This window comes from Tianweitania sediminis, from assembly GCF_017813335.1.
Lineage (GTDB): Bacteria > Pseudomonadota > Alphaproteobacteria > Rhizobiales > Rhizobiaceae > Tianweitania > Tianweitania sediminis.
The window spans coordinates 108,683-129,353 of the sequence record NZ_JAGIYY010000005.1; the positions used below are offsets into that span (position 1 = coordinate 108,683).

A 20,671-nucleotide genomic window follows, 5' to 3' on the forward strand; every position below is an offset into this window, starting at 1 on the left:
CGATGGGCGGATTTCTGAGTGAGACCTTTCTTGCAGCCCTTCTGTTTGGCGCGATAACAGCTGCGATCCCGCTGCTGCTGGCGGGCCTTGGCGAGCAGATGTCCGAGAAAGCGGGCGTGCTCAACATCGGCATCGAAGGAATGATGATCGCGGGCGCCTATGCGGGCTTCCTTGGCGCCTATTATTCTGGCTCTTTCTGGCTTGGCTTCGCGACAGGGGCTGCTGCCGGCATCCTTGTTGCGGCGCTGATGGCCCTGTTATGCGTTCGGCTCGGCCTCAACCAGATCGTGATCGGTATCGCGCTGACCCTCGGGCTGGAGGGATTGACCGCATTGCTGCATCACTTCCAATTCTCGCGCAGCTATCCGCGGCTTCCGGCGGCGCAAGTCACACCCATTCCGCTGCTGGCCGAGATTCCCGTCTTCGGTCCCGCGCTTTTCCGCCACCACCTGATCGTTTATCTCGCGGTTGCAGCCGTCTTCGCGATGATCTGGGTTTATCGCCGCACCCAGCTCGGTCTGAACCTGCAGGCCGCAGGCGACAAACCTGCGGCCCTCGACGTGGCCGGCATCGACGTTGTTCGGACCCGCACGGCGGCCGTGCTGTTCACGGGCGGTATGGCCGGCCTCGGCGGCGCTTATCTCGCTAATGTCGGCGCAGGCCTGTTTATCCCCTTCATAACCAACGGCGCTGGCTTTCTTGGTATCGTGCTTGCCATGCTGGCCCGCGGCCGGCCGCTCTGGGTGCTGGCCGGGGCGCTGATCTTCGGCGGCTGCCTGTCCTTGACCACGGCGGCCCAGGTCGCGGGCATCAACGTGCCGACCGATGTCATCCAGATGGTGCCGTTCCTGGCCGTCATGGCGATGCTGGTCCTGTTCGGACGACGCGCCAGCCTGCCGGCTGCCCTTGGTATTCCCTACGAGCGCGGCGCGCGCTGACGATCAAGAAACGGAGGTAACGATGACTGATACGAAGGTCTACCTGCTCGACGGCGGCTCGCTGGTGCTCGACGGCTATCATGTTTTCTGGAACCGTGGCCCGGGCGGCGAGGTGCGTTTCCCGGTTTACTCGATCCTGATCGAGCACGCCGAAGGTCGCTTCCTGATCGACACCGGCTATGACTACGACCATGTCATGAAGGTTCTGCCCTTCGAGAAGCCGATCCAGTCCAAAGAGCAGACGATCCCCGGCGCACTCGGCTTGCTGGGGCTGGAGCCGAAGGATGTGGGCGTCGTGTTCAACTCGCACTTCCACTTCGATCACTGCGGCGGCAATAAGTATTTCCCGCATGCCAAGAAGATCTGCCACAAAAGTGAAGTGGCCCAGGCCTGCACGCCAGAGCCCTTTGAGCATCTCGGCTACTCGGACCTCTCCTTTTCCGCCGAAGCGGCCGAGGCTCGCGGTGCGACCGACCAGCTCCTTGCCGGCACAACCCGCCAAAACTCGAGCTTCGAGGGCATCGAAGGGGATGTCGAACTCGCCAAGGGCGTGCACCTGATTTCCACCCCTGGCCATTCCATCGGCCACTACAGCCTGTTGGTGGAGTTCGGGACGCGCAAGCCGATCCTTTTCACCATCGACGCGGCCTACACGCAGAAAAGCCTGGAAACGCTGTGCCAGGCCTCGTTCCACATCGACCCTGTGGCCGGCGTGGAGTCGATGCGCCGGGTGAAGAAGCTCGCCGAGGAAAAGGGAGCGGAGCTGATGTTCTCTCATGACATGGAGAACTTCCAGACCTATCGCACTGGCACGCAATACTATGGGTGAGGGGGGCCGCGTCATGCGCTACGCCGACGATGCAGAGCCTGTCATCACGCTTACCTCGGGGCCCGTTAACGCCTACCCCGACGTGCTGCGCGGTTTAAGTCGTACAGTCCTTTATGACTACGATCCGGCGTTCCAGATCTTCTACGAAATGGTCGTGGAGAAGGCGCAAAAGGCGATGCGGCTTTCAACCAAGCCCGTGATCCTGCATGGCGAGCCGGTGCTGGGGCTGGAAGCGGCGGCGGCTTCGCTGATCTCGCCAGATGACACGGTGCTCAACCTTGCTTCCGGCGTTTACGGCAAGGGCTTCGGCTATTGGGCGAAGCGATATTCGCCGAATTTGCTTGAGATCGAAACCGCCTACAACGAGGCCATCGACCCGCAAGCCGTTCGAGACATGCTGAAAAAGCATCCCGAGATTTCCGTGGTGGCGGTTTGCCACCACGATACGCCATCCGGCACGATCAACCCGATCGACGAGATCGGCGCTATTGTCGCCGATCATGGCGCGTTCCTGATCGTTGATGCCGTCTCGTCCTTTGGTGGCATGAAAACGCATCCGGAGGATTGCCAAGCGGCAGTCTACATCACCGGCCCGAACAAGTGCCTTGGTGCGCCTCCCGGCCTCACGATGGCCGGCGTCAGTGACCGTGCCTGGGCGAAGATGAAGGCGAACGCGGCCGCTCCCCGAGCCTCCATGCTGTCCATTCTGGATTGGGAAAAGGCGTGGTCGCGCGACGAGCCGTTTCCTTTCACGCCGTCGGTGGCGGAAATGAACGGGCTCGACGTCGCGCTCGATCTTTACCTCCGCGAAGGCCCTGAAGCGGTGTGGGCCCGACACGCGCTCACAGCAAAGGCGACGCGTGCCGGCCTTCGCGCCATGGGACTGGACCTGTGGGCGGCAAGCGAGGCGATCGCGTCGCCGACCACAACCGCCGTTCGAACGCCTGAAGGCGTCGATGAGGCGGAGCTACGACGCCAGGTCCGCGCCCGCTACGGGGTCGTGTTCTCGTCCGGCCGCGGCGAAACGCTCGGCAAGCTAACTCGTATCGGTCACATGGGCCCTACGGCCCAGCCGATCTACGCCCTTGCAGCACTCGCAGCGCTCGGTGGCGCTTTGAACGCAATGGGCTCGAGAGCCGATGTAGGCGCAGCCGTCACGGCAGCCATGTCTGTGATCGACGCAGACGCATGAACTTGCAGAAAAAGAACGGGGAACAATGATGAGCGGAAAACTTCAAGGTAGGACGGCGCTGGTCACTGGTGCTGCGCAAGGCATCGGCAAGGCAATCGCCACGCGGCTTGCGTCGGAAGGCGCGACGGTGGTCGTCAGCGACATGAACGGGCCTGGCGCAGAAGCGGTCGCTGCCGGGCTCGGCAATGGTGCATTTGCGGGAGAGGCCGACGTTTCGGATCCCGCTGCCGTTGCTGCCCTGTTCAAGACGATCGAGGAGAAGACCGGCGGGATCGACATTCTCGTCAACAATGCTTCCATTGTGCCGTTCGTGGCGTGGGACGACGTTGACCTCGAACATTGGCGCAAGATTATCGACGTGAATCTGACCGGCACCTTCATCGTCACCCGTGCAGCAACGGACCAGATGCGCGCCAAGAAGAAGCCGGGCCGCGTCATTTCAATCGCGTCCAACACCTTCTTTGCCGGCACGCCGAACATGGCGGCTTATGTCGCGGCAAAGGGCGGAGTCATCGGCTTCACCCGCGCACTCGCCACCGAACTCGGCCAGTATGGCATCACCGCCAACGCAGTGACCCCGGGCCTGATTGAAAGCGATGGCGTGAAGGCCAGCCCCCACAACGGGGCCTTCGAGTTCGTAGAAATGCTTCAGGCGGTGAAAGGCAAGGGCCAGCCGGAGCACATCGCCGACGTCGTCTCGTTTCTAGCGTCTGACGATGCCCGCTGGATGACGGGCCAGACGGTCAATGTCGACGCCGGCATGGTCCGGTACTGACCGAGACAGGTCAGGCCAGGCTGCAGCGCTTAGGCGGCGGGATCGCTCGTCCCGCCGCTTGAAAGAGCAGGATTCGGGGAACTGACGATCGCCCGCCCTAATTCCGAGCGCGCGAAGCGTTCTAAATCAAATCCTCGATCCGGATCGGGAAGCGGCGAACGCGCCTTCCTGTTGCGTGCCAAACTGCGTTGGCAATGGCGCCTACTGTGCCGGTGATGCCAACTTCACCAACGCCCTTTACGCCCAGGGCGTTGACGTGTGGGTCTTCTTCCGGAATCAGGATCGCCTCCATCTCCGGAATGTCGGCGTTCACCGCAACATGATACTCGGCCAGGTCCGCGTTCATGATGCGGCCGGTGCGCCGATCCGTGACCGCCTCCTCCAGAAGTGCAAACGAGGCCCCCCAGATCATCCCGCCGAAATATTGGCTTCTCACCAGCTTGGGGTTGATGATGCGGCCGGCGGCAAAGGCGCCTACCATCCGGCTGACCCGCACCTGGCCGAGATCGGGGTCGACTTTCACCTCGGCAAACACGGCTCCATGCGAATACATCGCGTGTCGTTTGGCATCTTCCGGATCCCGCGCGGCATCGGCCTTGCCGACCATGTCTGCACGACCGGCGCGCTGAAGGATGTCGGCATAGCTTTCGCTGCGGCTTTCGTCGTCGCGCCGGTGAAGCCGGCCGTCGCGCGCCACAACGCCCACATTGCCGGCGCCGAACAGCGGGGACCGTGCGTCGGCCGTGGCGGAATCGGCAAGCTGGCGGATCGCCTCATGGCTTGCATTGCGCAATGCCATGCCGGCACTGCCCGTATGACCGGATCCACCGGCAACCCCGCCGTCCGGCAGGGTTGATAGGCCGGAATGGAACTCGACCTTGTCCATGTCGAGCCCGAGCGACTCTGCGGCGATCTGCGCAAGCGCTGTCCAGGCACCCTGGCCCATATCCGCCCCGGCCGTTTCCACCAGCGCCGTTCCATTCGCACGCAGTGTCGCGCGGGCAGAGGCGGGGAACTGCGGACAGCCGAAAAGGGCGGTGCCCATGCCCCAGCCGACCAGGAAGCCATTGTCGTCCCGCATCTGGCGCGGCTCCATCGGGCGTCCCGACCAGCCGAAGCGCTTCGCCCCCTCGGCGTAACATTCACGAAGAGCCTTGGACGAGTAGGGCTTGCCGCTGCCGGGTTCGGTATCGGCATAGTTCGCCAGGCGGAAGTCCAGCGGATCCATGCCACAGGCATAAGCGGCTTCGTCCATCGCGCTTTCCAGCGCCGCAGACCCGGAAGCTTCACCTGGCGCCCGCATGGGTCCCGGCGTTCCGATATCGAGCCGGAGCCCGGTGTGCTCCGAAACAATGGCCGGGCTGGCGTAAAGGCCTTGGGATGCATTGGCGGCGGGTTCGAGAAAATCCTCGAAGCTGGAAGTCGCCGACAAGGAATGGTGATGCAGCGCCGTCAGCCTGCCGCCGCCATCCACGCCGAGGCGCAGCCTCTGCCAGGTTGCGCCGCGGTGTCCAACGGGCCCATACATCTGCGCCCGCGTCAGAACGAGCTTCACGGGGCGCTTCAGCATGCGCGCCGCCATCATGCCGAGAAGCTGAGGGCCGTTCAAAATAGCCTTGGATCCGAAGCCGCCACCGAGAAATGGTGAGCGCAGCACGACATTCTCGACCGGGATACCAAAATAGGTGGCGTAAGCGCTGGCACTGATCGCGAGCGCCTGGTTCGGCATATCAATCGTCAGATGGTCGCCGTCCCAGGATGCAACCACCGCATGGGGCTCCATCGCGTTGTGATACTGTGCGGGTGTTTCGTAATCGCTCTCCACAAGGTGGGCTGCGGCAGCAAACCCCGCCTCGAGATCGCCGTGGGCTGCCCGTGGCGGCGAGCCGAGAGCGACGGTCTGCGCATCGAACCGCATGCCGTTGTCGGGGCCGGTGCGCGCGTCTTCGACCTCGTATCGTGGGGCGAGAAGCCTTGCGCCTTCGGTTGCGGCTTCCAGGGTGTCCGCCACCACCACAGCGATCGGCTGATGGACGTAGCGCACCGTGTTGTCCTGGAGCGCCTCGATACGCAAGCCGAACCTGCCGAGTTTCTCATCGGGGTCGTGCGCGAGCGGCGGCTTGTTGTCGGGCGTCATCACCTCGACCACCCCGGGATGCGCCTTGGCGGCGGCGACATCCAGGGCCAAAACACGGCCGCGCGCGATCGTGCTGACCGCGGGCACCGCATAAAGCATGCCGTTCGGATGATTGTCCGCCGCATAGGTGGCGCGGCCGGTGACCTTCAACACACCGTCACGGCGGGAAAGCGGCTGGCCCGCATTGGAGCCGAACCGGGGGAGTGCGACATTGCCTGCAGCGTCAAGCGACATGGTTAGATCCTGCTTGAGTGGTGAACACGGATCCGGGCAGCGGGATTGTGCGCTCCGGCGTTCCGGTTGCAGCTTCGGTAAGGGCGCGCACCACGATGCGGCGCGCCAATTCGATCTTGAAGGCGTTGTGTCCGGACGGTTTTGCGTCCGCCAAAGCAAGTCGGGCTGCTTCCGCGAAAGCTTCAGGGCTTGCCGGCTTGCCCGTCAGGGCGTCCTCGGCCCGTCTCGCTCGCCAGGGCTTTGCCGCCACCCCGCCAAGGGCAAGCCGCGCGCTTTGTACGACGCCTGCATCCACCACAAGGGCGGCCGCGGCCGAAACCACCGCGAAGGCATAGGACGTTCGCTCGCGCAGCTTCAGGTAGCGGGTGTGGCTGGCGAAATCAGCTGCTTCCGCCGGCAATCGCAGCGCAACGATCAGCTCGCCGGGCATCAGCGCGCTTTCAACCTCGGGCGTGTTGCCGGGGAGGAGGTGCAGTGCTTCAAGGGCAAGCTCACGACGGCCCTTGTGACCCTCGATCTCGACAACCGCATCGAGCGCCACGAGCGGCACGCAGAAATCGGAAGGATGGGTGGCGATGCAATGCTCGCTCCAACCAAGAACGGCATGAAGCCGGTTTTCGCCGTTCAAAGCGTCGCAGCCAGATCCCGGCGATCTGCGGTTGCAGGCGCTCGAAAGATCATGGAAATAAGCGCAGCGTGTGTGTTGCATCACGTTGCCGCCTGCTGTGGCCGCATTGCGCAGCTGAGGCGATGCGCCTGACAGCAGCGCCTCTGCGACGGACGGGAAGCGTCGTGCAAACCGCTCGTCATAAGCAAGATCGGCATTGCGAACGAGGGCGCCAATTTCGACGCTTCCATCCGGCAGCCAGTCGATCCCGTCGAGACCGGGTAAACGGGTGATGTCGACCAGGCGCTCCGGCTGAGCCGACCCGATCTTCATCATGTCGAGCAGATTGGTGCCGGCTCCAAGGATGGCAGATCCAGGGAGGGCAGCCGCCGACACCGCCTCTGCGATGCTGGAGGGGCGGACGTAGTCGAACCGCTTCATGCCGCGTCCTTCCGGTTGCGCGCAATCATCTCACGCTGGGCTTGCTGCACCGCTTCCGTGATGCCTTGGTAAGCGCCGCAGCGGCAGATATTGCCGCTCATCAACTCGCGAATGCGCTCGGGATCGTCGCCGGCCTGCGCTTCCGCGATCAGACCCGCAGCACTCATGATCTGGCCGGGTGTGCAGAAGCCGCATTGGAAACCATCGTGCTCGATGAAGGCGGATTGAAGCGGGTGCAGCGTGTCGCCGTCAGCCAGACCCTCGATTGTTGTGATCACGGCCCCATCAAGGCTTGCCGTGAGCGCCAGGCAGGAATTCATGCGCCGGCCGTTCACGAGAACCGTGCAGGCTCCGCACTGGCCGCGGTCGCAGCCCTTCTTTGTGCCGGTGAGATCCAGCCGCTCGCGCAGGAGATCAAGGAGCGTCACGCGGGGATCATCGAGCGTGATGTCGCGCAACTGCCCATTGATGGTCAGGTTGATGGAGAGTGACATGCGTGTCTCTTCGAAAATGAAAGATGGAATGGTTCGGTCGAAAATGGCAGAAGACCGATCATTCAGGTGGCACGGCGGCCGGGCACCCGAGATCATCCGGCGGGAGTTCGTACCGTCTCCGTGCACCCGCGCAGGGGTAGTTATACGGAGGTTGCCTCCGTTTATCAAGAGTGCTGAAATCTTTGCAAGACATGGGACCGGAGCCACAAAAGCAGAAACGAAAGGTTCGCGCGGACGCGGCGCGCAACCGAGCGCTGCTGCTCGAAGCGGCAACCGTGATCTTCAGCCAGGGCGGTCCGCAGGCCAGCCTTGAAGACGTTGCTCGCCAAGCGGGCGTCGGGATCGGCACACTTTATCGCCATTTCCCGGCGCGCCAGGATCTCTTTGAAGCCGTGTACCGCCATGAAGTGGATCAGCTTGGTTTATTGGCCGAAAAGCTCGCGCAAACGCCGGGTCCTGTTGAGGCACTGCGATCCTGGCTACATGCCAGCGTGCGGCTCGTTGCAACTAAGAAGGGTATGGTGGAGGCGCTGCAGCTCGTGGCCCATGGCCCAACCGAGCTGACCGCCTACTCACTGCAGCGCATGACGGGCGCGATCGCTTTGCTGCTCAGCCGCGGAATCGAAGCGGGTGTTCTGCGCGATGACATCTTCGCGGAAGATCTCTGGCGAACGATCATCGGCATCTACAACGCGCAGCCAAAGGGAAACTGGCAACCATTGGCGATCAAGATGGTCGACGTCTTGGTTGATGGCCTGCGCCGCTCCTGAGGGGCGGGAATTGCTGGCCTTAGATAAATCTAACGCAGTTTCTTGACACACAGGAACAAGAGCCGCTTCCTGCCGTGTAAACAGCAAGGAGCCAATTGCATGCTGCATGCCTTCAGGCTCTGATCAGCAGCAAGAAGGTCTACGATGTTCACCACCCGGCCTGAAATACTGGGATCAATTGGTGTCGTGACCTCAACCCATTGGGTCGCGTCTTCGGTGGGCATGGCAATGATCGAGCGCGGCGGTAACGCCTTCGACGCAGCCGTCGCCACAGGCTTCGTACTGCAGGTCGTTCAGCCGAACTTATGCGGTCCGGGCGGAGACGTTCCGATCATCTTTCATTCCGCAAGAACGGGAAAAACAGAGGTGCTGTGCGGGCAGGGCACAGCACCGAAGCGTGCCACTATCGAGCATTACCGCAGCGAGGGGCTGACGCTGATCCCCGGCAACGGCCTGCTGGCCACGGTGATCCCGAGCTCGTTCGACGCCTGGATGCTGCTCCTGCGCGATCACGGCACGCTCACCGTTCGGGATGTGCTGCAGCCCGCGGCTCATTATGCGGAACACGGGCACCCCGTTTCGAACCATGTTTCCGGAACGGTCGCCCGCCTGCTACCTTTCTTCGAAAAGAACTGGCCGACCACCCTGTCGCTTTACGCCCCGAACGCGACCGCCATCGAGACGGGGAGCCTGCTGCGTAACCCGGCGCTTGCCAATACCTGGAACCGCATCATCCGTGAGGCCGAGAGCGTTAGCGGACGCGAGGCACAGATCGAAAAGGCGCGAGACGCCTTTTATCGCGGCTTCGTCGCGGAGGCGATCGAGCGCTTCATCAACGAAAGCGCCGTGATGGATGACAGCGGCCACGTTCATAAGGGCGTGCTGGGCGCCGACGACATGGCGGACTGGCGTGCGACTTACGAGAACACCGAGAGCTACGATTATCACGACCACACCGTGCACAAAACCGCAGCCTGGGGGCAGGGGCCGTCCTTCCTTCAGATGCTGGCCTTGCTTAAACGGACGGATATCGCCGCACTGGACCCTGTGGGAAGCGACTTCGTCCATCTGGTTGCGGAAGCCATCAAGTTGGGCTTTGCCGATCGCGAATACTTCTACGGTGATCCGGAGTTCAATGCAGTGCCGATGCGGCACCTTTTGTCAGATGCCTACAACGATCAGCGCGCAACGCTGATTACCGACCAGGCGTCGATGGAATTCCGGCCGGGCCTCGTTCCGGGCTACGAGAAACAGGTAGAGCGCGTGAGCTCGGTGTTGGCGCACTATTCGAAAATCGCAGCCGCTGACGCCGCGATCATGGAGCCGACCCTTGCCGCCATGCGTGCGGAAGGGCGCGGTGACACGGTTCATCTCGATTGCGCCGATGCACAAGGCAACCTCGTGGCGGCCATGCCATCAGGTGGTTGGTTCCAATCCTCTCCCGTCATTCCCGAACTTGGCTTTCCCCTGAACAGCCGTGCGCAGATGTTCTGGCTTGAGCCCGGTCTTGCCAACAGCCTGGCACCGGGTCGGCGGCCGCGCACGACATTGACGCCAACGCTGGTCCACCGGAGAGGGAAGCCGTATCTCGCCTTCGGCAGTCCCGGCGGTGACCAGCAGGAGCAATGGCAGCTGCAGTTCTTTCTGCGCCTCGTGCACGGCAAGATGGGGCTGCAGGAGGCGATCGACCTTCCCATGTTTTACACAGCCCATGCGCCGAGTTCCTTCTTTCCGCGCGAACAACGCCCCGGGCATCTCGCGGTGGAGGAAAGCTTTGGCGCAGAAGCAATCAGCGCCCTGCGGCGGCGCGGCCACTTTGTCGATGTGGCTCCGCCCTGGACTATTTCCAGCATTGTCGCTGCAGCGCGCGACGAGAACGGCATCCTGCACGGGGCAGCAACACCGCGACTGATGCAGGCCTATGCGGTGGGCCGATAGCGTTGATCACGGCTCACCGTCGACTGCGCCCTTGACGAGACGCGCCGATCTTCCGCACGCCGCGAAAGCCCTGGCTGTCCAGTGGCCGCAGTTCCTCTCTGATGTGTTCTGTCGCCTTTCACAAGAACGACCTTGCTCGCTCCAGAGAAGTGATATATCATCGCTCAGATTAGATGTGGCGAGAGCAAGATCGAGTGACGACCACGAGAGCTTCATTTCCCGAAGGCGGCCGCGGCTGGAATGAGTTGCAACAGGCGATGCGGGCCACTTCGAGCGGCGACATCGACTGGAAGCGGGGCCGCTCTCCGCTGTTCGTATTTCTCAACGATGCCGAAACCTACGAGATCGGTCGCAAGGCCTATTTCGAGTATTTTTCGGAAAACGCGCTGGGTGGCAGCCGCGCCTTTTTTGGCATCGGCAAGATGGAGCGCGATGTCATCGACTACGGGCTCAGCCTGTTTTCGGCTCCGGATGATGCGACGGGTGTTTTCACCAATGGTGGCAGCGAAAGCATCTTCCTGGCCGTCAAGGCTGCGCGAGATGCCCACCGTGCCCGCGTTGGCTCTACCGGTTCGATGAACATCGTCATGCCGGATACCGCCCATGCGGCCTTCGACAAGGCGGCCAATGCGATGGACCTCGAGATCCGCCGTGCCTCGCTGCGGGCAGACAAGCGCGTCGACGTCGAGGCCATGGAGCAACTGGTCGACGGAAACACCGTGCTGCTGGTCGGTTCGGCGCCGTGCTATCCCCACGGCGTCATCGATCCGATCGAAGAGATCAGCAGCCTTGCTGTGCGCTTAAACATCTGGATGCATGTTGACGCCTGCGTCGGGGGCTGGATCGCACCGTTCTTCACGCGCATCGGCCGACCAACGGCTCCTTTCGATTTTAGGTATCCTGGCGTTCGGTCGATTTCGGCAGATCTGCACAAGTTCGGCTTCTGTCCCAAACCTGCTTCAACGGTGTTTTACCGGTCGCTGGAAGATCAGCAGCGGGCGACTTTCGTTTGCGACCAGTGGCCGAGCGGCGTTTTCCGCACAGCCACTTTGTCCGGAACACGGCCCGCCGGCGCCATTGCCGCGGCCTGGGCCGTGCTCAATCATTTGGGAACCTCCGGCTATGAACGCGCGGCGCACAATCTCGCTTCGATGGTTGATGCCTATGTCGATGACATCAATGGGATTCCTGAGCTGGAATTCTGGGCCAAGCCGGAAGTGTCGATCATCAATTTCGGGTCCAAGGAGCTCGACATTTTCGAGGTGGCGGAAGGCATGGCTGCCCGCGGCTGGCTTCCGGCGCTGACCCGCCGCCCGAAGGGTCTCCACCTGATGATGTCGTTGTTCCACGAGCCGGTCCGCGACGAATTCATCGCCGATCTGCGTGCTTCGGTGGCGGACGTGAAGCGTGGAAGTACCGGCACTCCGAAGATCGAAGCGACCTACAGTTGAGTTCTCATGGAAGGAACAGCGCGCATGCCTCGGCAGGTTCTGATCGGATCCATCAAGCAAGAAACGAACGGCTTCAACCGGCACACGACGCCGCTGGCTGCCTTCGAGCGACAAGGCATCAATATCGGCGAGCAGATCTTCGCGGCTTACGAGAACGCCAATCTTGAGATCGGCGGGTTTATCCAGGTTGCGCGCGAAGAAGGCTGGACGATCATCCCCTCCGTTGCATCCTTTGCTCCGCCCGCGGGACCTGTTGAAGACGAGGCATTCGAGCATATCCTGGGCATCCTGATCGAGCGAATTCGCGCCGCATCGCCGCTCGACGGCGTTCTGCTGGCCCTGCACGGTTCCATGGTGACGGTAAGCCACGAGGATGCAGAACTGGAAATTGTGCGCCGGGTTCGGGAAGCGATCGGTCCAGACGTTCTCCTGATGACGTCTCTCGATCCCCATTGCAACATATCGCAGGCGATGGCGGAGGTGGTGGATGGCATGTTTGCTTTTCGCACAAGTCCTCACATCGACCAGCGAAAAACCGGCGTCACAACCGCGCGCATGATGGCGGAGGCCTTCAAGCGCGGGACCAGGCCCGAGGTGGTTTTGGAGCGGCGGCCGATGTTGATCGGTTTCGATGGCGCGCGAACCTACCATTCCTATGGTCCGATGCTGGAAGCGATCAGCCTCGCGGCCACTCATGAGAAAGACCCGGACATTTTGCCGATCTCGATCCATGCCGGCTACTCGAAGGCAGACTGCTCGATGGTGGGCCCGTCCGCCGCTGTGACAGGATTTGCGCCGAAAAGCAGGCTTCAGGAAATCGCGTCCGCCATGATGGACGAGTGCTGGCGCACGCGGGAAACGACGTCAGAGCGCATCGTGTCCGTTGAAGAAGCCATGGCGGCGGTCAAGGCCCACAAGGACGGCGACGCCCCGGTGGTACTCGGCGACTACGGCGACTCTCCCGGAGGCGGTGGCTACGGAGACGGCACAGCGCTTCTGAGCGCATTGATGGAAAGCGGCGTAGGAAATGCTGTCCTGACGCCCATCTTCGACCCGGAAGCAGTCGACCAGGCCCTGTCTGCTGGTGTGGGAAATCGCGTCACGATCAGCATCGGCGGTCGCAACGCGCCGCAACAGGGCGGCGGCCCTGTGACTGCGGACTGGCTCGTCAAGACCATTTCGGATGGCAGGTTCGTTTACACGGGGCCTTACGGCACAGGAACGACGGGCACCTTTGGACCGAGCGTCGTGCTCGAAAGCGGTGGTGTTCAGGTGATCGTCACCTCGATTCACAAGGGCATCTACGATCAAGAGCAGCTGCGGATTTACGGCATTGAGCCTCGTGACATGGCGGTGATCGTGGTGAAGTCGATGCAGGGCTATCGCGGCGATTTCCAGGGCATCGCCAGCGTTTGTCTTGATGTCGACAGTGGCGGCATCACCAGCCCCGATCCCGCGAAGTTCGACTGGAAGCGCATACCCCGGCCGATCTGGCCACTCGACCCCCTACGGCCTTAATTGTTGGAGAACAGCATGCGCAACTCTCTTTTCAGTGCCACAATTCTGGCTGCCGCCGCCTTGGCGGTTGTCCAGCCGGCTTACGCCGCCACACCGGCCGACACCCTGGTCATCGTGCGAGAAATCTCGTCCATCGCGGACTGGGATCCGGCAGTTTCCCAGATCCTCGACGTCAACGAGATCAACAACGACGTTTATGAGCGGCTGGTCGGCTTCGACCCGCGCAACCCGAAGGAACTGATCGGGACGCTTGCCGAAAGCTGGACCGTTGCGGAAGACGGCAGCTCGATCACCTTCAAGATCCGGCCCGACGTCAAATTCCACAGCGGTAATCCCGTGACCGCCCAGGATGTGCTTTTCAGCTTCCGCCGGCTGATGCTGCTTGGTCGCGAGCCATCGGCCAGCATGCGGGCCATGGGTTTCACCGCGGACAATCTGGACGCCGGCCTGCAGGCGCCGGACGACCTGACTTTCGTGTTGAAGCCTCCCCTGAAGCTGGCACCTTCCTTCGTGATCAACCTGGTTTCGTCGTCGCCCTTTGCGATCGTGGACTCGGAACTCGTGAAGAGCCATGAGAAGGACGGCGATTTCGGCTCCGCCTGGCTTTCGAGCCGCTCAAGCGCTGCTGACTCGGCTGGCTCCGGACCGTTCAAGATCAGTACCTACCGTGCCGGCGATCTGCTGATCCTCGACCGCAACGACGAGTACTGGCAGTTCACACCAAGCATGCGCCGCGTGATGTTCAGGCACGTTCCGGAAGCGGGAACCCAGCGCCTGCTGCTTGAAAACGGCGACGCAGATGTCGCGTTCAACATCACCGCCTCGGATGCAGAGGCGATGGCAAACTCCAAGGACGTGCGCGTAGACTTCCACCCCTCGCGAAGGCTCCTTTACTTCGGGTTCAACACCGCCAAGGAGCCTTTCGATGACCCGCGCGTCACCAAGGCGATGAAGTACCTGATCGACTATGAGGGTCTCGAAAAGACCATCATGAAAAACCTCGGAACCATCCAGCAGGGCTTTATCGCGCAGCCCTTCCTGGGGGCTACGGATGAACGGCCGTTCAAGCTCGATGTCGAAAAAGCCAAGGCGCTGCTCGCCGAGGCAGGACTGAGCGATGGCTTCTCCTTCACGTTCACGGCCTATAATCGCAAGCCCGAAATGGACCTGGCGACCAGCTTCCAGGCGACCGCCGCACAGGCTGGTGTGAAGGTCAACATCGTCAACATGCCGGTGTCGCAAACGATCCCGCTTTACCGCGATCGCAAGCTGGAAGCCTTGCAGCTTTCCTATTCCGGCGGTTATGGCGACCCCCATGCGACGGCAAGCAAGTTCGCCTTCAATCCTGGCGCCTTGCCGGGAGCGGATCCGGCCGCGCAATGGCCTTCAGAACTGAGTTGGCGCCTGGGCTGGGCTCCCAAGGAGCTTTCCGAACTCACTGTACAGGCGTCTCAGGAACTGGACGAGGCCAAGCGAGCCGAGCTTTATGCCGAGATGCAGAAGAAGGCTTGGGAGATCTCGCCTTTCGCCATCCTGTTCCAGGCAACGCAGGCGCTCGGAATGCGCGCCGATGTGCAAGGCTACAGCTATGGTGCGCGGGGCGCCGACATCAGCTTCGCTGCTGTGACGAAGAACCGGTAAGACATGGCGGCCCGATCCAGCGAACGTCTGATGCGTGTGGCGAAGATCGTCGCACGACAAGCAGCGATATTGCTGGCAACGTTTGTTGGGCTGCTGCTTGTGACATTCGTGATCGGGCGGGTAATGCCGCTCGATCCCGTCATTGCTGCCATTGGGCCGGACGTCAGCCAGGAGATCTACGATCGCACACGCGAACAGATGGGGCTCAACGATCCCATCTGGGTGCAGTTCTTGAGCTACATTTGGGCAATCCTTCACCTTGACTTCGGCGTGTCGTTCTTCACCAAGCAGCCGGTGGTTGAGGACATTGCGCGGGTGTTCCCCGCGACGCTTGAGCTTGCCAGTGTCGGCATTCTGATCGGCGCGCTTATCGGCATCCCGCTTGGGATGCTTGCGGCGCTGAACCGCGGCACCTGGATCGACGGCGCCGTGCGGGTGGTTACGCTTGCCGGCTATTCGGCGCCCGTGTTTTGGAAAGGTCTGGTCCTCCTGATCGTGTTTTATGCCTGGCTTGGCTGGGCAGGCGGTCCGGGCAGGCTTTCGATTTTCTACGAAGGACTGGTGCCGCAGGTCACGGGGCTGCTGCTGATCGACGCTGCTCTTGCAGGGGAGTGGGAGGTGTTTCGCGACGCGTTTGGCCATCTCGTTCTGCCCGGCTTGAGCCTTGGCTATGGCGCCGCCGCCTATATCGGTCGAATGACCCGGTCCTTCATGCTGGACCAGTTGAAACAGGAATATGTTTCCGTTGCCCGGGTGAAGGGAATGTCCGAACGCCAGGTCGTCCTGAATCACGTCCTTCCCAACTGTGCGGTTCAGTTGGTGACGACGGTGGCGCTGACCTACGGCCTCCTTCTGGAAGGAGCTGTGCTGACGGAAACGGTGTTCGCGTGGCCTGGCTTGGGCCAGTACATGACCAAATCCATGTTCAATGCAGACATGAACGCCGTTTTGGGCGGAACGCTCGTGATCGGCACGATCTTCATCTTGCTCAACCTGTTTTCCGATGTGCTTTACCGCATCCTCGATCCGAGGACACGATGAGCGAGGCAACTGCTACCACGCTGTGGGGACGGATCAGAAGCGATGTGCCTGCATCGTCACGCGAAGCGCGCCTGACTCGGCTTTATTTCGGATGGCGGCGCCTCGCACGCAGCTCAGCGGCCTTGGCGGGCCTCGCGATCATCGCGCTCCTGCTTCTGCTGGCGATTTTCGCACCCTTTATTGCGCCGTTCGATCCTTATGCTCAGGAACTGTCGGCACAGCTGCGACCGCCTTCGACGATCAATCTTTTCGGGACCGATGAATTCGGCCGCGACGTATTCAGTCGCGTCATCTACGGCTCGCGTTACACGCTCTACATCGTGGTGCTGGTGGCGGTGATCGCAGCGCCCATCGGCCTGATCATCGGTGCCGCTTCCGGCTTCCTGGGCGGCTGGGTCGATACCGTGTTCATGCGCTTGACCGATATCGCGCTCGCCTTTCCCCGCTTGATCCTGGCACTGGCGTTCGTCACGGCCTTCGGTCCCGGGTTGAACAACGCCATCCTGGCGATCGCCGTGACAGGCTGGCCGCCTTATGTGCGGATTGCGAGAGCGGAAACCCTGTCGATCCGCAAGAGCGACTACATCGCTGCCATCCAGCTGATGGGCGCGTCTCGCCTGCGCATCATCCTGTTTCACATCATCCCGCTTTGCTTTCCCTCCCTGCTGGTTCGCGCAACGCTCGACATGGCAGGGGTTATCCTGATCGCGGCAGGTCTCGGCTTCCTCGGCCTGGGTGCCCAGCCGCCCTCCGCAGAATGGGGTGTCATGCTGTCAAACGGCAAGGATTATCTCCTCAGCGGTTGGTGGGTGGCGACATTCCCCGGGATCGCGATCTTCCTTGTGTCGATGGGCTTCAATCTGCTGGGCGATGGCCTCCGCGACGTGCTCGACCCGCGTCAGGAGGATTGAGGATGCAAGACAGTCCGCTTGTTGAGATTGAGGATCTCCGGGTCACCTTCAAGGAGCGGTCCGGCAGCTTCGACGCGGTGCGCGGCGTTTCTTTCTCGATGGGCCGTGAAAAGCTTGGAATCGTTGGCGAGTCCGGCTCGGGCAAGTCGCTGACGGGCAAAGCGCTGCTTGGCCTGGTGCCGGGAAATGCTGTGGTCACAGCCAAGAAGTTAGCCTTCGATGGCCACGACATCCTTGCAGCAACGCCGCGGGAGATGCGCAAGCTTCGAGGCCGCCGCATCGGCCTGGTGATGCAGGACCCAAAATACTGTCTCAACCCAGTGAAGACAGTCGGTTACCAGATCGCAGAGTCGTGCAAGCTGGCATCCCGCGTGAGCAGCGCCGACGCAAAGGTCCGTGTGCTGGAAACGCTTCGGGCGGTGCAGATCAACGATCCTGAACGTGTCGCTCGCGCCTATCCGCACGAACTGTCCGGAGGCATGGCACAACGCGTCATGATGGCGATGATGGTGATTGGCGAGCCCGACCTTCTGATCGCCGATGAACCAACCTCCGCGCTGGATGTCACGGTCCAGCTTGAGGTGCTGGCGCTGCTTGATCGGCTGATTGCCGCGCGGGGCATGGGGCTGATCTTCATCAGTCACGACCTGCGCCTGGTTTCGCAATTCTGTGACCGGATCGTCGTGATGTATGCCGGCCGGATCGTGGAAACGCTGCCGGCGAAGGACCTGTCTCAGGCCACGCACGCTTATACACGCGGGCTCCTCAACTGCCTTCCTTCTCTGGACCGAGCGGCGGGAACGCGGCTGCCGACCTTACAACGCGAGGCAGGATGGCGGACATGAATAAGGGCAGCCTCCTTTCTCTGGATCGCCTCGTCGTCACCTATGGCGCAGTAAGGGCTGTGCGTGACCTTTCCTTCGCGATTAGTCCTGGCGAGTGTTTCGGCCTCGTCGGCGAATCCGGTTCAGGGAAATCGACCGCCTTGCGAGCTATCGCCGGGTTAGCGCCGATCGCGTCGGGCAATGTGATGCTCGCTGGCCAAACCCTGATGGGACCGCGCGATCTCCATTTCCATCGTAGGGTTCAGATGGTGTTTCAGGATCCTTATGGATCGCTGCATCCGCGCCAAACGATAGAACGTCAGCTGATGGAGCCGCTGCGCATCCAGCGTTTTCCCGATCGCCCGGATCGGGTGCGAGGCGTCATCCGGCGTGTCGGACTGCCGGAATCCTTTCTCTACCGCTATCCGCATCAGCTTTCCGGCGGTCAGCGCCAGCGCGTGGCAATTGCGCGGGCTTTGTTGATGGAGCCCGATGTCCTCCTTCTGGACGAGCCGACCTCGGCGCTCGATGTTTCGGTCCAGGCGGAAATTCTCAACCTCCTGATGGACCTGCGGGAGGAGAGGGTGCTGACCTATCTCCTCGTCAGCCACGACTTCGGCGTGATTGGAACGATGTGTGATCGTCTTCTGGTGATGCGCCACGGCCTCGCGGTCGAGGAAATGTCGAATGCGGACCTGCGCGCCGGACGCGCCACGAGCGCCTATGCCCGCCAGTTGCTAGAAGCCAGCCGCGGTTATCATCCAGAAGCTTTGGCCGACGTAGGCTGATAGTCTTAGATATCCTTGCGGCCATCCGCAGATCGCGGTGGAGAGACGCATCAGCCCTTTTCTAGGACCGGATGCGTTCGAGCGAAAGAGATCGCATCTGGGTCAGCTGCGCGCCTGCACAGACGTGACTGCGATCATATGGAAAATGTCGCTCACGCTGCAGCCGCGTGAAAGATCGTTGGCGGGTTTCGCCAGTCCCTGCAAAATCGGCCCGATTGCTTCCGCGCCCCCTATACGTTGAGCGATCTTGTAGCCGAGGTTGCCCGCGTTGAGATCTGGAAAAACAAACACATTGGCATCGCCGTGCAGCACCGAAGACGGCGCCTTGGATCTGCTGACAGCCTCAACAAAGGCGGCATCGAACTGAAGCTCGCCGTCGATGATCAGATCGGGCGCCGCCGCTCGTGCGCGTTCTGTCGCCTCCGTCACCTTTGACACAAAAGGGTGTGCTGCGCTGCCCGCCGTGGAAAAAGACAGCATGGCTACTTTCGGCACATTCCCCGTCAGACCGCGAAAGGAGTTGGCAGACATCACGGCAATGGCTGCGAGTTCCGCAGCACTGGGTTCAACCACAAGGCCGCAGTCGGCAAAGACGAGGACGCCCTTCTTCACGTGGTGGGGCTCGCAAAGCAGCATCAGGAAGAAACTGGAAACGAGTTCCACGCCCGGCGCTCGCCCGATCGTTTGCAACGCGGTTCGCACAGTTTCCGCGGTGGTGTTGGTGGCGCCGCCTACTGTTCCATCTGCAAAGGCCTCGCGCACCATCATGGCCGCGAATACAAGCGGTGATCGCAGGGCAAGCGCGGCCGCGTCAGCATCGACGCCTTTGTTCCGGCGAAGCGCAAGATAGGCATCCGCCAGCCGCGGCGAAAGCGGGGAGGTGGAGGGATCCTCGAGATGTAGCATATCGCTGCGCCCGCCCGCCGTCTCGATGAGACGATGAACGGCATCCGCCCGGCCGACCAGCGTGATCTCGGCGATGCCCTCGCGGACGGCGCGAACACCTGCTTCAACGACGCGCGGATCCTCACCTTCAGACAAGACGATGTGGCGAGGCTGCGCCTTGGCCGCCTCGATGAGGTGGACGAGCGGCTTCATCAGGCGTGCCCCAGATAATGGATTCCGGCGAGAATAAAGAGGCCGATGAACAGGGTTTCGGCGACGATCAGGATCACGGCGTCGCCGCCAACGTCGAGCAAGCGGCGCAGCGACGCTTTCATGCCCACCGCAACGATGCCGATCAGTAGTGCCCACCGCGAAGCTTCCGAAGCTGCGGTCGCAACGGCCGCTGGCACCATCCCGGTGGAATTCAGCGCAGCAAGCACAAGAAAGGCGATCACAAAACCGGGCAACAGGGGCGGCCGCTTGCCCGAAGCTTCGGGCGAGGCGACGTTGCGGGTTGCCAGCGAAAACACGATCACCACTGGCGCCAACATCGTGACGCGGATCAGCTTCACCAGCGTGGCTGTTTCGCCAGCTTCAGGAGAAACGGAGAAGCCTGCTCCCACGACCTGCGCCACGTCGTGGATGGTGCCGCCAAAGAAGATACCGGCGGCCCGCGCATCCAGTCCCATGCCTTCAGCAAGCATCGGGTAGAAGATCATGGCGATTGTGCTGAGAACGGTCACCGACAGCACGGTGAAGATCAGGTTGCGCTCTGAGAACTGGTTCTTGGGCAGAACGGCAGCGATCGCCATGGCAGCAGACGCACCGCAGATCGCCACCGCGCCGCTGGTCAACAGCGCCAAGCGCCACCCCCGGCCAAGCAAGCGAGCCGCTGCCAGCCCGAACAGGATCGTGGCGGCAATCGCGCAAACAAGAAGAAGAATGGTGGAAAGCCCGAGCCCGATCAGGAGGTCCACGCTGATGCGGATGCCGAGGAGGGCGACACCGAGGCGCAACACTTGGCGGGCGCAGAAGGCGATCCCGGCCACGCAGCGCCCTTCTTCGGCCAGGAAGTGAAAGGCGATGCCTAAAAGGAGTGCCATGAGCATGGCCGGCGCACCATAATGCTCCGACAGGAATTGGGCCGCCAGTGCAACTGCGCAGGTAACCGCTACCCCCGGCCATAGTGATGCGGCCGCGTCTGTTAGACCTTGAACGCTGGTGCGCGACTTAGATGGTGTGCTCATGGCGATCCTA

General features: G+C 61.9%; 18 protein-coding genes. 13 read left to right on the forward strand and 5 right to left on the reverse strand.

The window, feature by feature from the left end:
* Positions 1–2: 2 nt before the first annotated feature.
* Genes J5Y06_RS15300 through pldH form a run of 4 tightly spaced genes read left to right on the forward strand, consistent with a single transcriptional unit; the run spans position 3 to position 3,734 of the window.
* Positions 3–938: a putative B6 ABC transporter permease subunit 1 gene (locus J5Y06_RS15300; protein WP_209336063.1), complete on the forward strand. Its 936-nt coding sequence runs from the start codon at positions 3–5 to the stop codon at positions 936–938.
* Positions 939–960: 22 nt separating this feature from the next.
* Positions 961–1,767, forward strand: coding sequence for a 4-pyridoxolactonase (pldA, locus tag J5Y06_RS15305; RefSeq protein ID WP_209336064.1), 807 nt, complete (start codon positions 961–963; stop codon positions 1,765–1,767).
* Between the two features lie 13 nt (positions 1,768–1,780).
* Complete coding sequence (gene ppaT / locus J5Y06_RS15310; RefSeq protein WP_209336065.1) at positions 1,781–2,959, forward strand: pyridoxamine--pyruvate transaminase; 1,179 nt, start codon at positions 1,781–1,783, stop codon at positions 2,957–2,959.
* A 28-nt stretch (positions 2,960–2,987) separates the two neighbouring features.
* The gene (gene pldH, locus J5Y06_RS15315; protein WP_209336066.1) at positions 2,988–3,734 is read left to right on the forward strand and encodes a pyridoxal 4-dehydrogenase, SDR-type; all 747 of its coding nucleotides are present in this window, start codon (positions 2,988–2,990) and stop codon (positions 3,732–3,734) included.
* A 121-nt stretch (positions 3,735–3,855) separates the two neighbouring features.
* Here pldH and J5Y06_RS15320 read toward each other — a convergent pair whose 3' ends face one another.
* From J5Y06_RS15320 to J5Y06_RS15330, 3 genes are read right to left on the reverse strand one after another with little or no spacing between them, the layout of a single operon-like run.
* Complete coding sequence (locus J5Y06_RS15320) at positions 3,856–6,105, reverse strand: xanthine dehydrogenase family protein molybdopterin-binding subunit (RefSeq protein WP_209336067.1); 2,250 nt, start codon at positions 6,103–6,105, stop codon at positions 3,856–3,858.
* Positions 6,095–7,153 carry an FAD binding domain-containing protein gene (locus J5Y06_RS15325; protein WP_209336068.1) on the reverse strand — a complete coding sequence of 353 codons (1,059 nt, stop codon included), beginning with the start codon at positions 7,151–7,153 and terminating at the stop codon, positions 6,095–6,097. Before J5Y06_RS15325 ends, J5Y06_RS15320 begins: the two co-directional genes overlap by 11 nt.
* Positions 7,150–7,647 (reverse strand): (2Fe-2S)-binding protein, encoded by a 498-nt coding sequence (locus J5Y06_RS15330; RefSeq protein ID WP_209336069.1) that lies wholly within the window; start codon positions 7,645–7,647, stop codon positions 7,150–7,152. The genes J5Y06_RS15325 and J5Y06_RS15330 overlap by 4 nt, the downstream gene beginning before the upstream one ends.
* A gap of 191 nt (positions 7,648–7,838) precedes the next feature.
* Here J5Y06_RS15330 and J5Y06_RS15335 point away from each other — a divergent pair, with 191 nt between their 5' ends.
* From J5Y06_RS15335 to J5Y06_RS15375, 9 genes are all read left to right on the forward strand, one after another.
* Positions 7,839–8,417, forward strand: coding sequence for a TetR/AcrR family transcriptional regulator (locus J5Y06_RS15335; RefSeq protein ID WP_209336070.1), 579 nt, complete (start codon positions 7,839–7,841; stop codon positions 8,415–8,417).
* 144 nt (positions 8,418–8,561) lie between these two features.
* On the forward strand, positions 8,562–10,355 hold the full coding sequence (locus tag J5Y06_RS15340) for a gamma-glutamyltransferase family protein (RefSeq protein WP_209336071.1): 1,794 nt from the start codon (positions 8,562–8,564) through the stop codon (positions 10,353–10,355).
* Positions 10,356–10,549: 194 nt separating this feature from the next.
* The gene (locus tag J5Y06_RS15345; RefSeq protein ID WP_209336072.1) at positions 10,550–11,806 is read left to right on the forward strand and encodes a pyridoxal phosphate-dependent decarboxylase family protein; all 1,257 of its coding nucleotides are present in this window, start codon (positions 10,550–10,552) and stop codon (positions 11,804–11,806) included.
* A 24-nt stretch (positions 11,807–11,830) separates the two neighbouring features.
* Positions 11,831–13,324 carry a M81 family metallopeptidase gene (locus J5Y06_RS15350; RefSeq protein WP_209336073.1) on the forward strand — a complete coding sequence of 498 codons (1,494 nt, stop codon included), beginning with the start codon at positions 11,831–11,833 and terminating at the stop codon, positions 13,322–13,324.
* A 15-nt stretch (positions 13,325–13,339) separates the two neighbouring features.
* Positions 13,340–14,965, forward strand: a complete 1,626-nt coding sequence (locus tag J5Y06_RS15355) for an ABC transporter substrate-binding protein (protein WP_209336074.1) — start codon at positions 13,340–13,342, stop codon at positions 14,963–14,965.
* 30 nt (positions 14,966–14,995) lie between these two features.
* On the forward strand, positions 14,996–16,006 hold the full coding sequence (locus J5Y06_RS15360; protein ID WP_209336075.1) for an ABC transporter permease: 1,011 nt from the start codon (positions 14,996–14,998) through the stop codon (positions 16,004–16,006).
* Entirely contained in the window at positions 16,003–16,917 is a 915-nt protein-coding gene (locus tag J5Y06_RS15365; RefSeq protein WP_209336076.1) for an ABC transporter permease, read from the forward strand. The genes J5Y06_RS15360 and J5Y06_RS15365 overlap by 4 nt, the downstream gene beginning before the upstream one ends.
* Positions 16,918–16,919: 2 nt before the next feature.
* Positions 16,920–17,762 carry an ABC transporter ATP-binding protein gene (locus J5Y06_RS15370; RefSeq protein WP_209336077.1) on the forward strand — a complete coding sequence of 281 codons (843 nt, stop codon included), beginning with the start codon at positions 16,920–16,922 and terminating at the stop codon, positions 17,760–17,762.
* Entirely contained in the window at positions 17,759–18,529 is a 771-nt protein-coding gene (locus tag J5Y06_RS15375; RefSeq protein ID WP_209336078.1) for an ABC transporter ATP-binding protein, read from the forward strand. The genes J5Y06_RS15370 and J5Y06_RS15375 overlap by 4 nt, the downstream gene beginning before the upstream one ends.
* Positions 18,530–18,631: 102 nt before the next feature.
* On the opposite strand, the gene pta is transcribed toward J5Y06_RS15375, so the two are convergent.
* Complete coding sequence (gene pta / locus J5Y06_RS15380) at positions 18,632–19,627, reverse strand: phosphate acetyltransferase (protein ID WP_209336079.1); 996 nt, start codon at positions 19,625–19,627, stop codon at positions 18,632–18,634.
* Positions 19,627–20,661, reverse strand: coding sequence for a YeiH family protein (locus J5Y06_RS15385; protein ID WP_209336080.1), 1,035 nt, complete (start codon positions 20,659–20,661; stop codon positions 19,627–19,629). The genes pta and J5Y06_RS15385 overlap by 1 nt, the downstream gene beginning before the upstream one ends.
* Positions 20,662–20,671: the final 10 nt, after the last annotated feature.

Excerpts from the sequence above, each read along its gene's own strand:
- J5Y06_RS15335 (WP_209336070.1), top strand. The coding sequence starts at position 7,839 with ATGGGACCGGAGCCACAAAAGCAGAAACGAAAGGTTCGCGCGGACGCG.
- J5Y06_RS15340 (WP_209336071.1), top strand. The coding sequence starts at position 8,562 with ATGTTCACCACCCGGCCTGAAATACTGGGATCAATTGGTGTCGTGACC.
- J5Y06_RS15320 (WP_209336067.1), bottom strand. The coding sequence starts at position 6,105 with ATGTCGCTTGACGCTGCAGGCAATGTCGCACTCCCCCGGTTCGGCTCC.
- J5Y06_RS15385 (WP_209336080.1), bottom strand. The coding sequence starts at position 20,661 with ATGAGCACACCATCTAAGTCGCGCACCAGCGTTCAAGGTCTAACAGAC.
- J5Y06_RS15355 (WP_209336074.1), top strand. The coding sequence starts at position 13,340 with ATGCGCAACTCTCTTTTCAGTGCCACAATTCTGGCTGCCGCCGCCTTG.
- J5Y06_RS15375 (WP_209336078.1), top strand. The coding sequence starts at position 17,759 with ATGAATAAGGGCAGCCTCCTTTCTCTGGATCGCCTCGTCGTCACCTAT.
- pldH (WP_209336066.1), top strand. The coding sequence starts at position 2,988 with ATGAGCGGAAAACTTCAAGGTAGGACGGCGCTGGTCACTGGTGCTGCG.
- pldA (WP_209336064.1), top strand. The coding sequence starts at position 961 with ATGACTGATACGAAGGTCTACCTGCTCGACGGCGGCTCGCTGGTGCTC.
- J5Y06_RS15350 (WP_209336073.1), top strand. The coding sequence starts at position 11,831 with ATGCCTCGGCAGGTTCTGATCGGATCCATCAAGCAAGAAACGAACGGC.
- J5Y06_RS15365 (WP_209336076.1), top strand. The coding sequence starts at position 16,003 with ATGAGCGAGGCAACTGCTACCACGCTGTGGGGACGGATCAGAAGCGAT.
- J5Y06_RS15330 (WP_209336069.1), bottom strand. The coding sequence starts at position 7,647 with ATGTCACTCTCCATCAACCTGACCATCAATGGGCAGTTGCGCGACATC.
- ppaT (WP_209336065.1), top strand. The coding sequence starts at position 1,781 with ATGCGCTACGCCGACGATGCAGAGCCTGTCATCACGCTTACCTCGGGG.
- pta (WP_209336079.1), bottom strand. The coding sequence starts at position 19,627 with ATGAAGCCGCTCGTCCACCTCATCGAGGCGGCCAAGGCGCAGCCTCGC.
- J5Y06_RS15300 (WP_209336063.1), top strand. The coding sequence starts at position 3 with ATGGGCGGATTTCTGAGTGAGACCTTTCTTGCAGCCCTTCTGTTTGGC.
- J5Y06_RS15370 (WP_209336077.1), top strand. The coding sequence starts at position 16,920 with ATGCAAGACAGTCCGCTTGTTGAGATTGAGGATCTCCGGGTCACCTTC.
- J5Y06_RS15360 (WP_209336075.1), top strand. The coding sequence starts at position 14,996 with ATGCGTGTGGCGAAGATCGTCGCACGACAAGCAGCGATATTGCTGGCA.
- J5Y06_RS15325 (WP_209336068.1), bottom strand. The coding sequence starts at position 7,153 with ATGAAGCGGTTCGACTACGTCCGCCCCTCCAGCATCGCAGAGGCGGTG.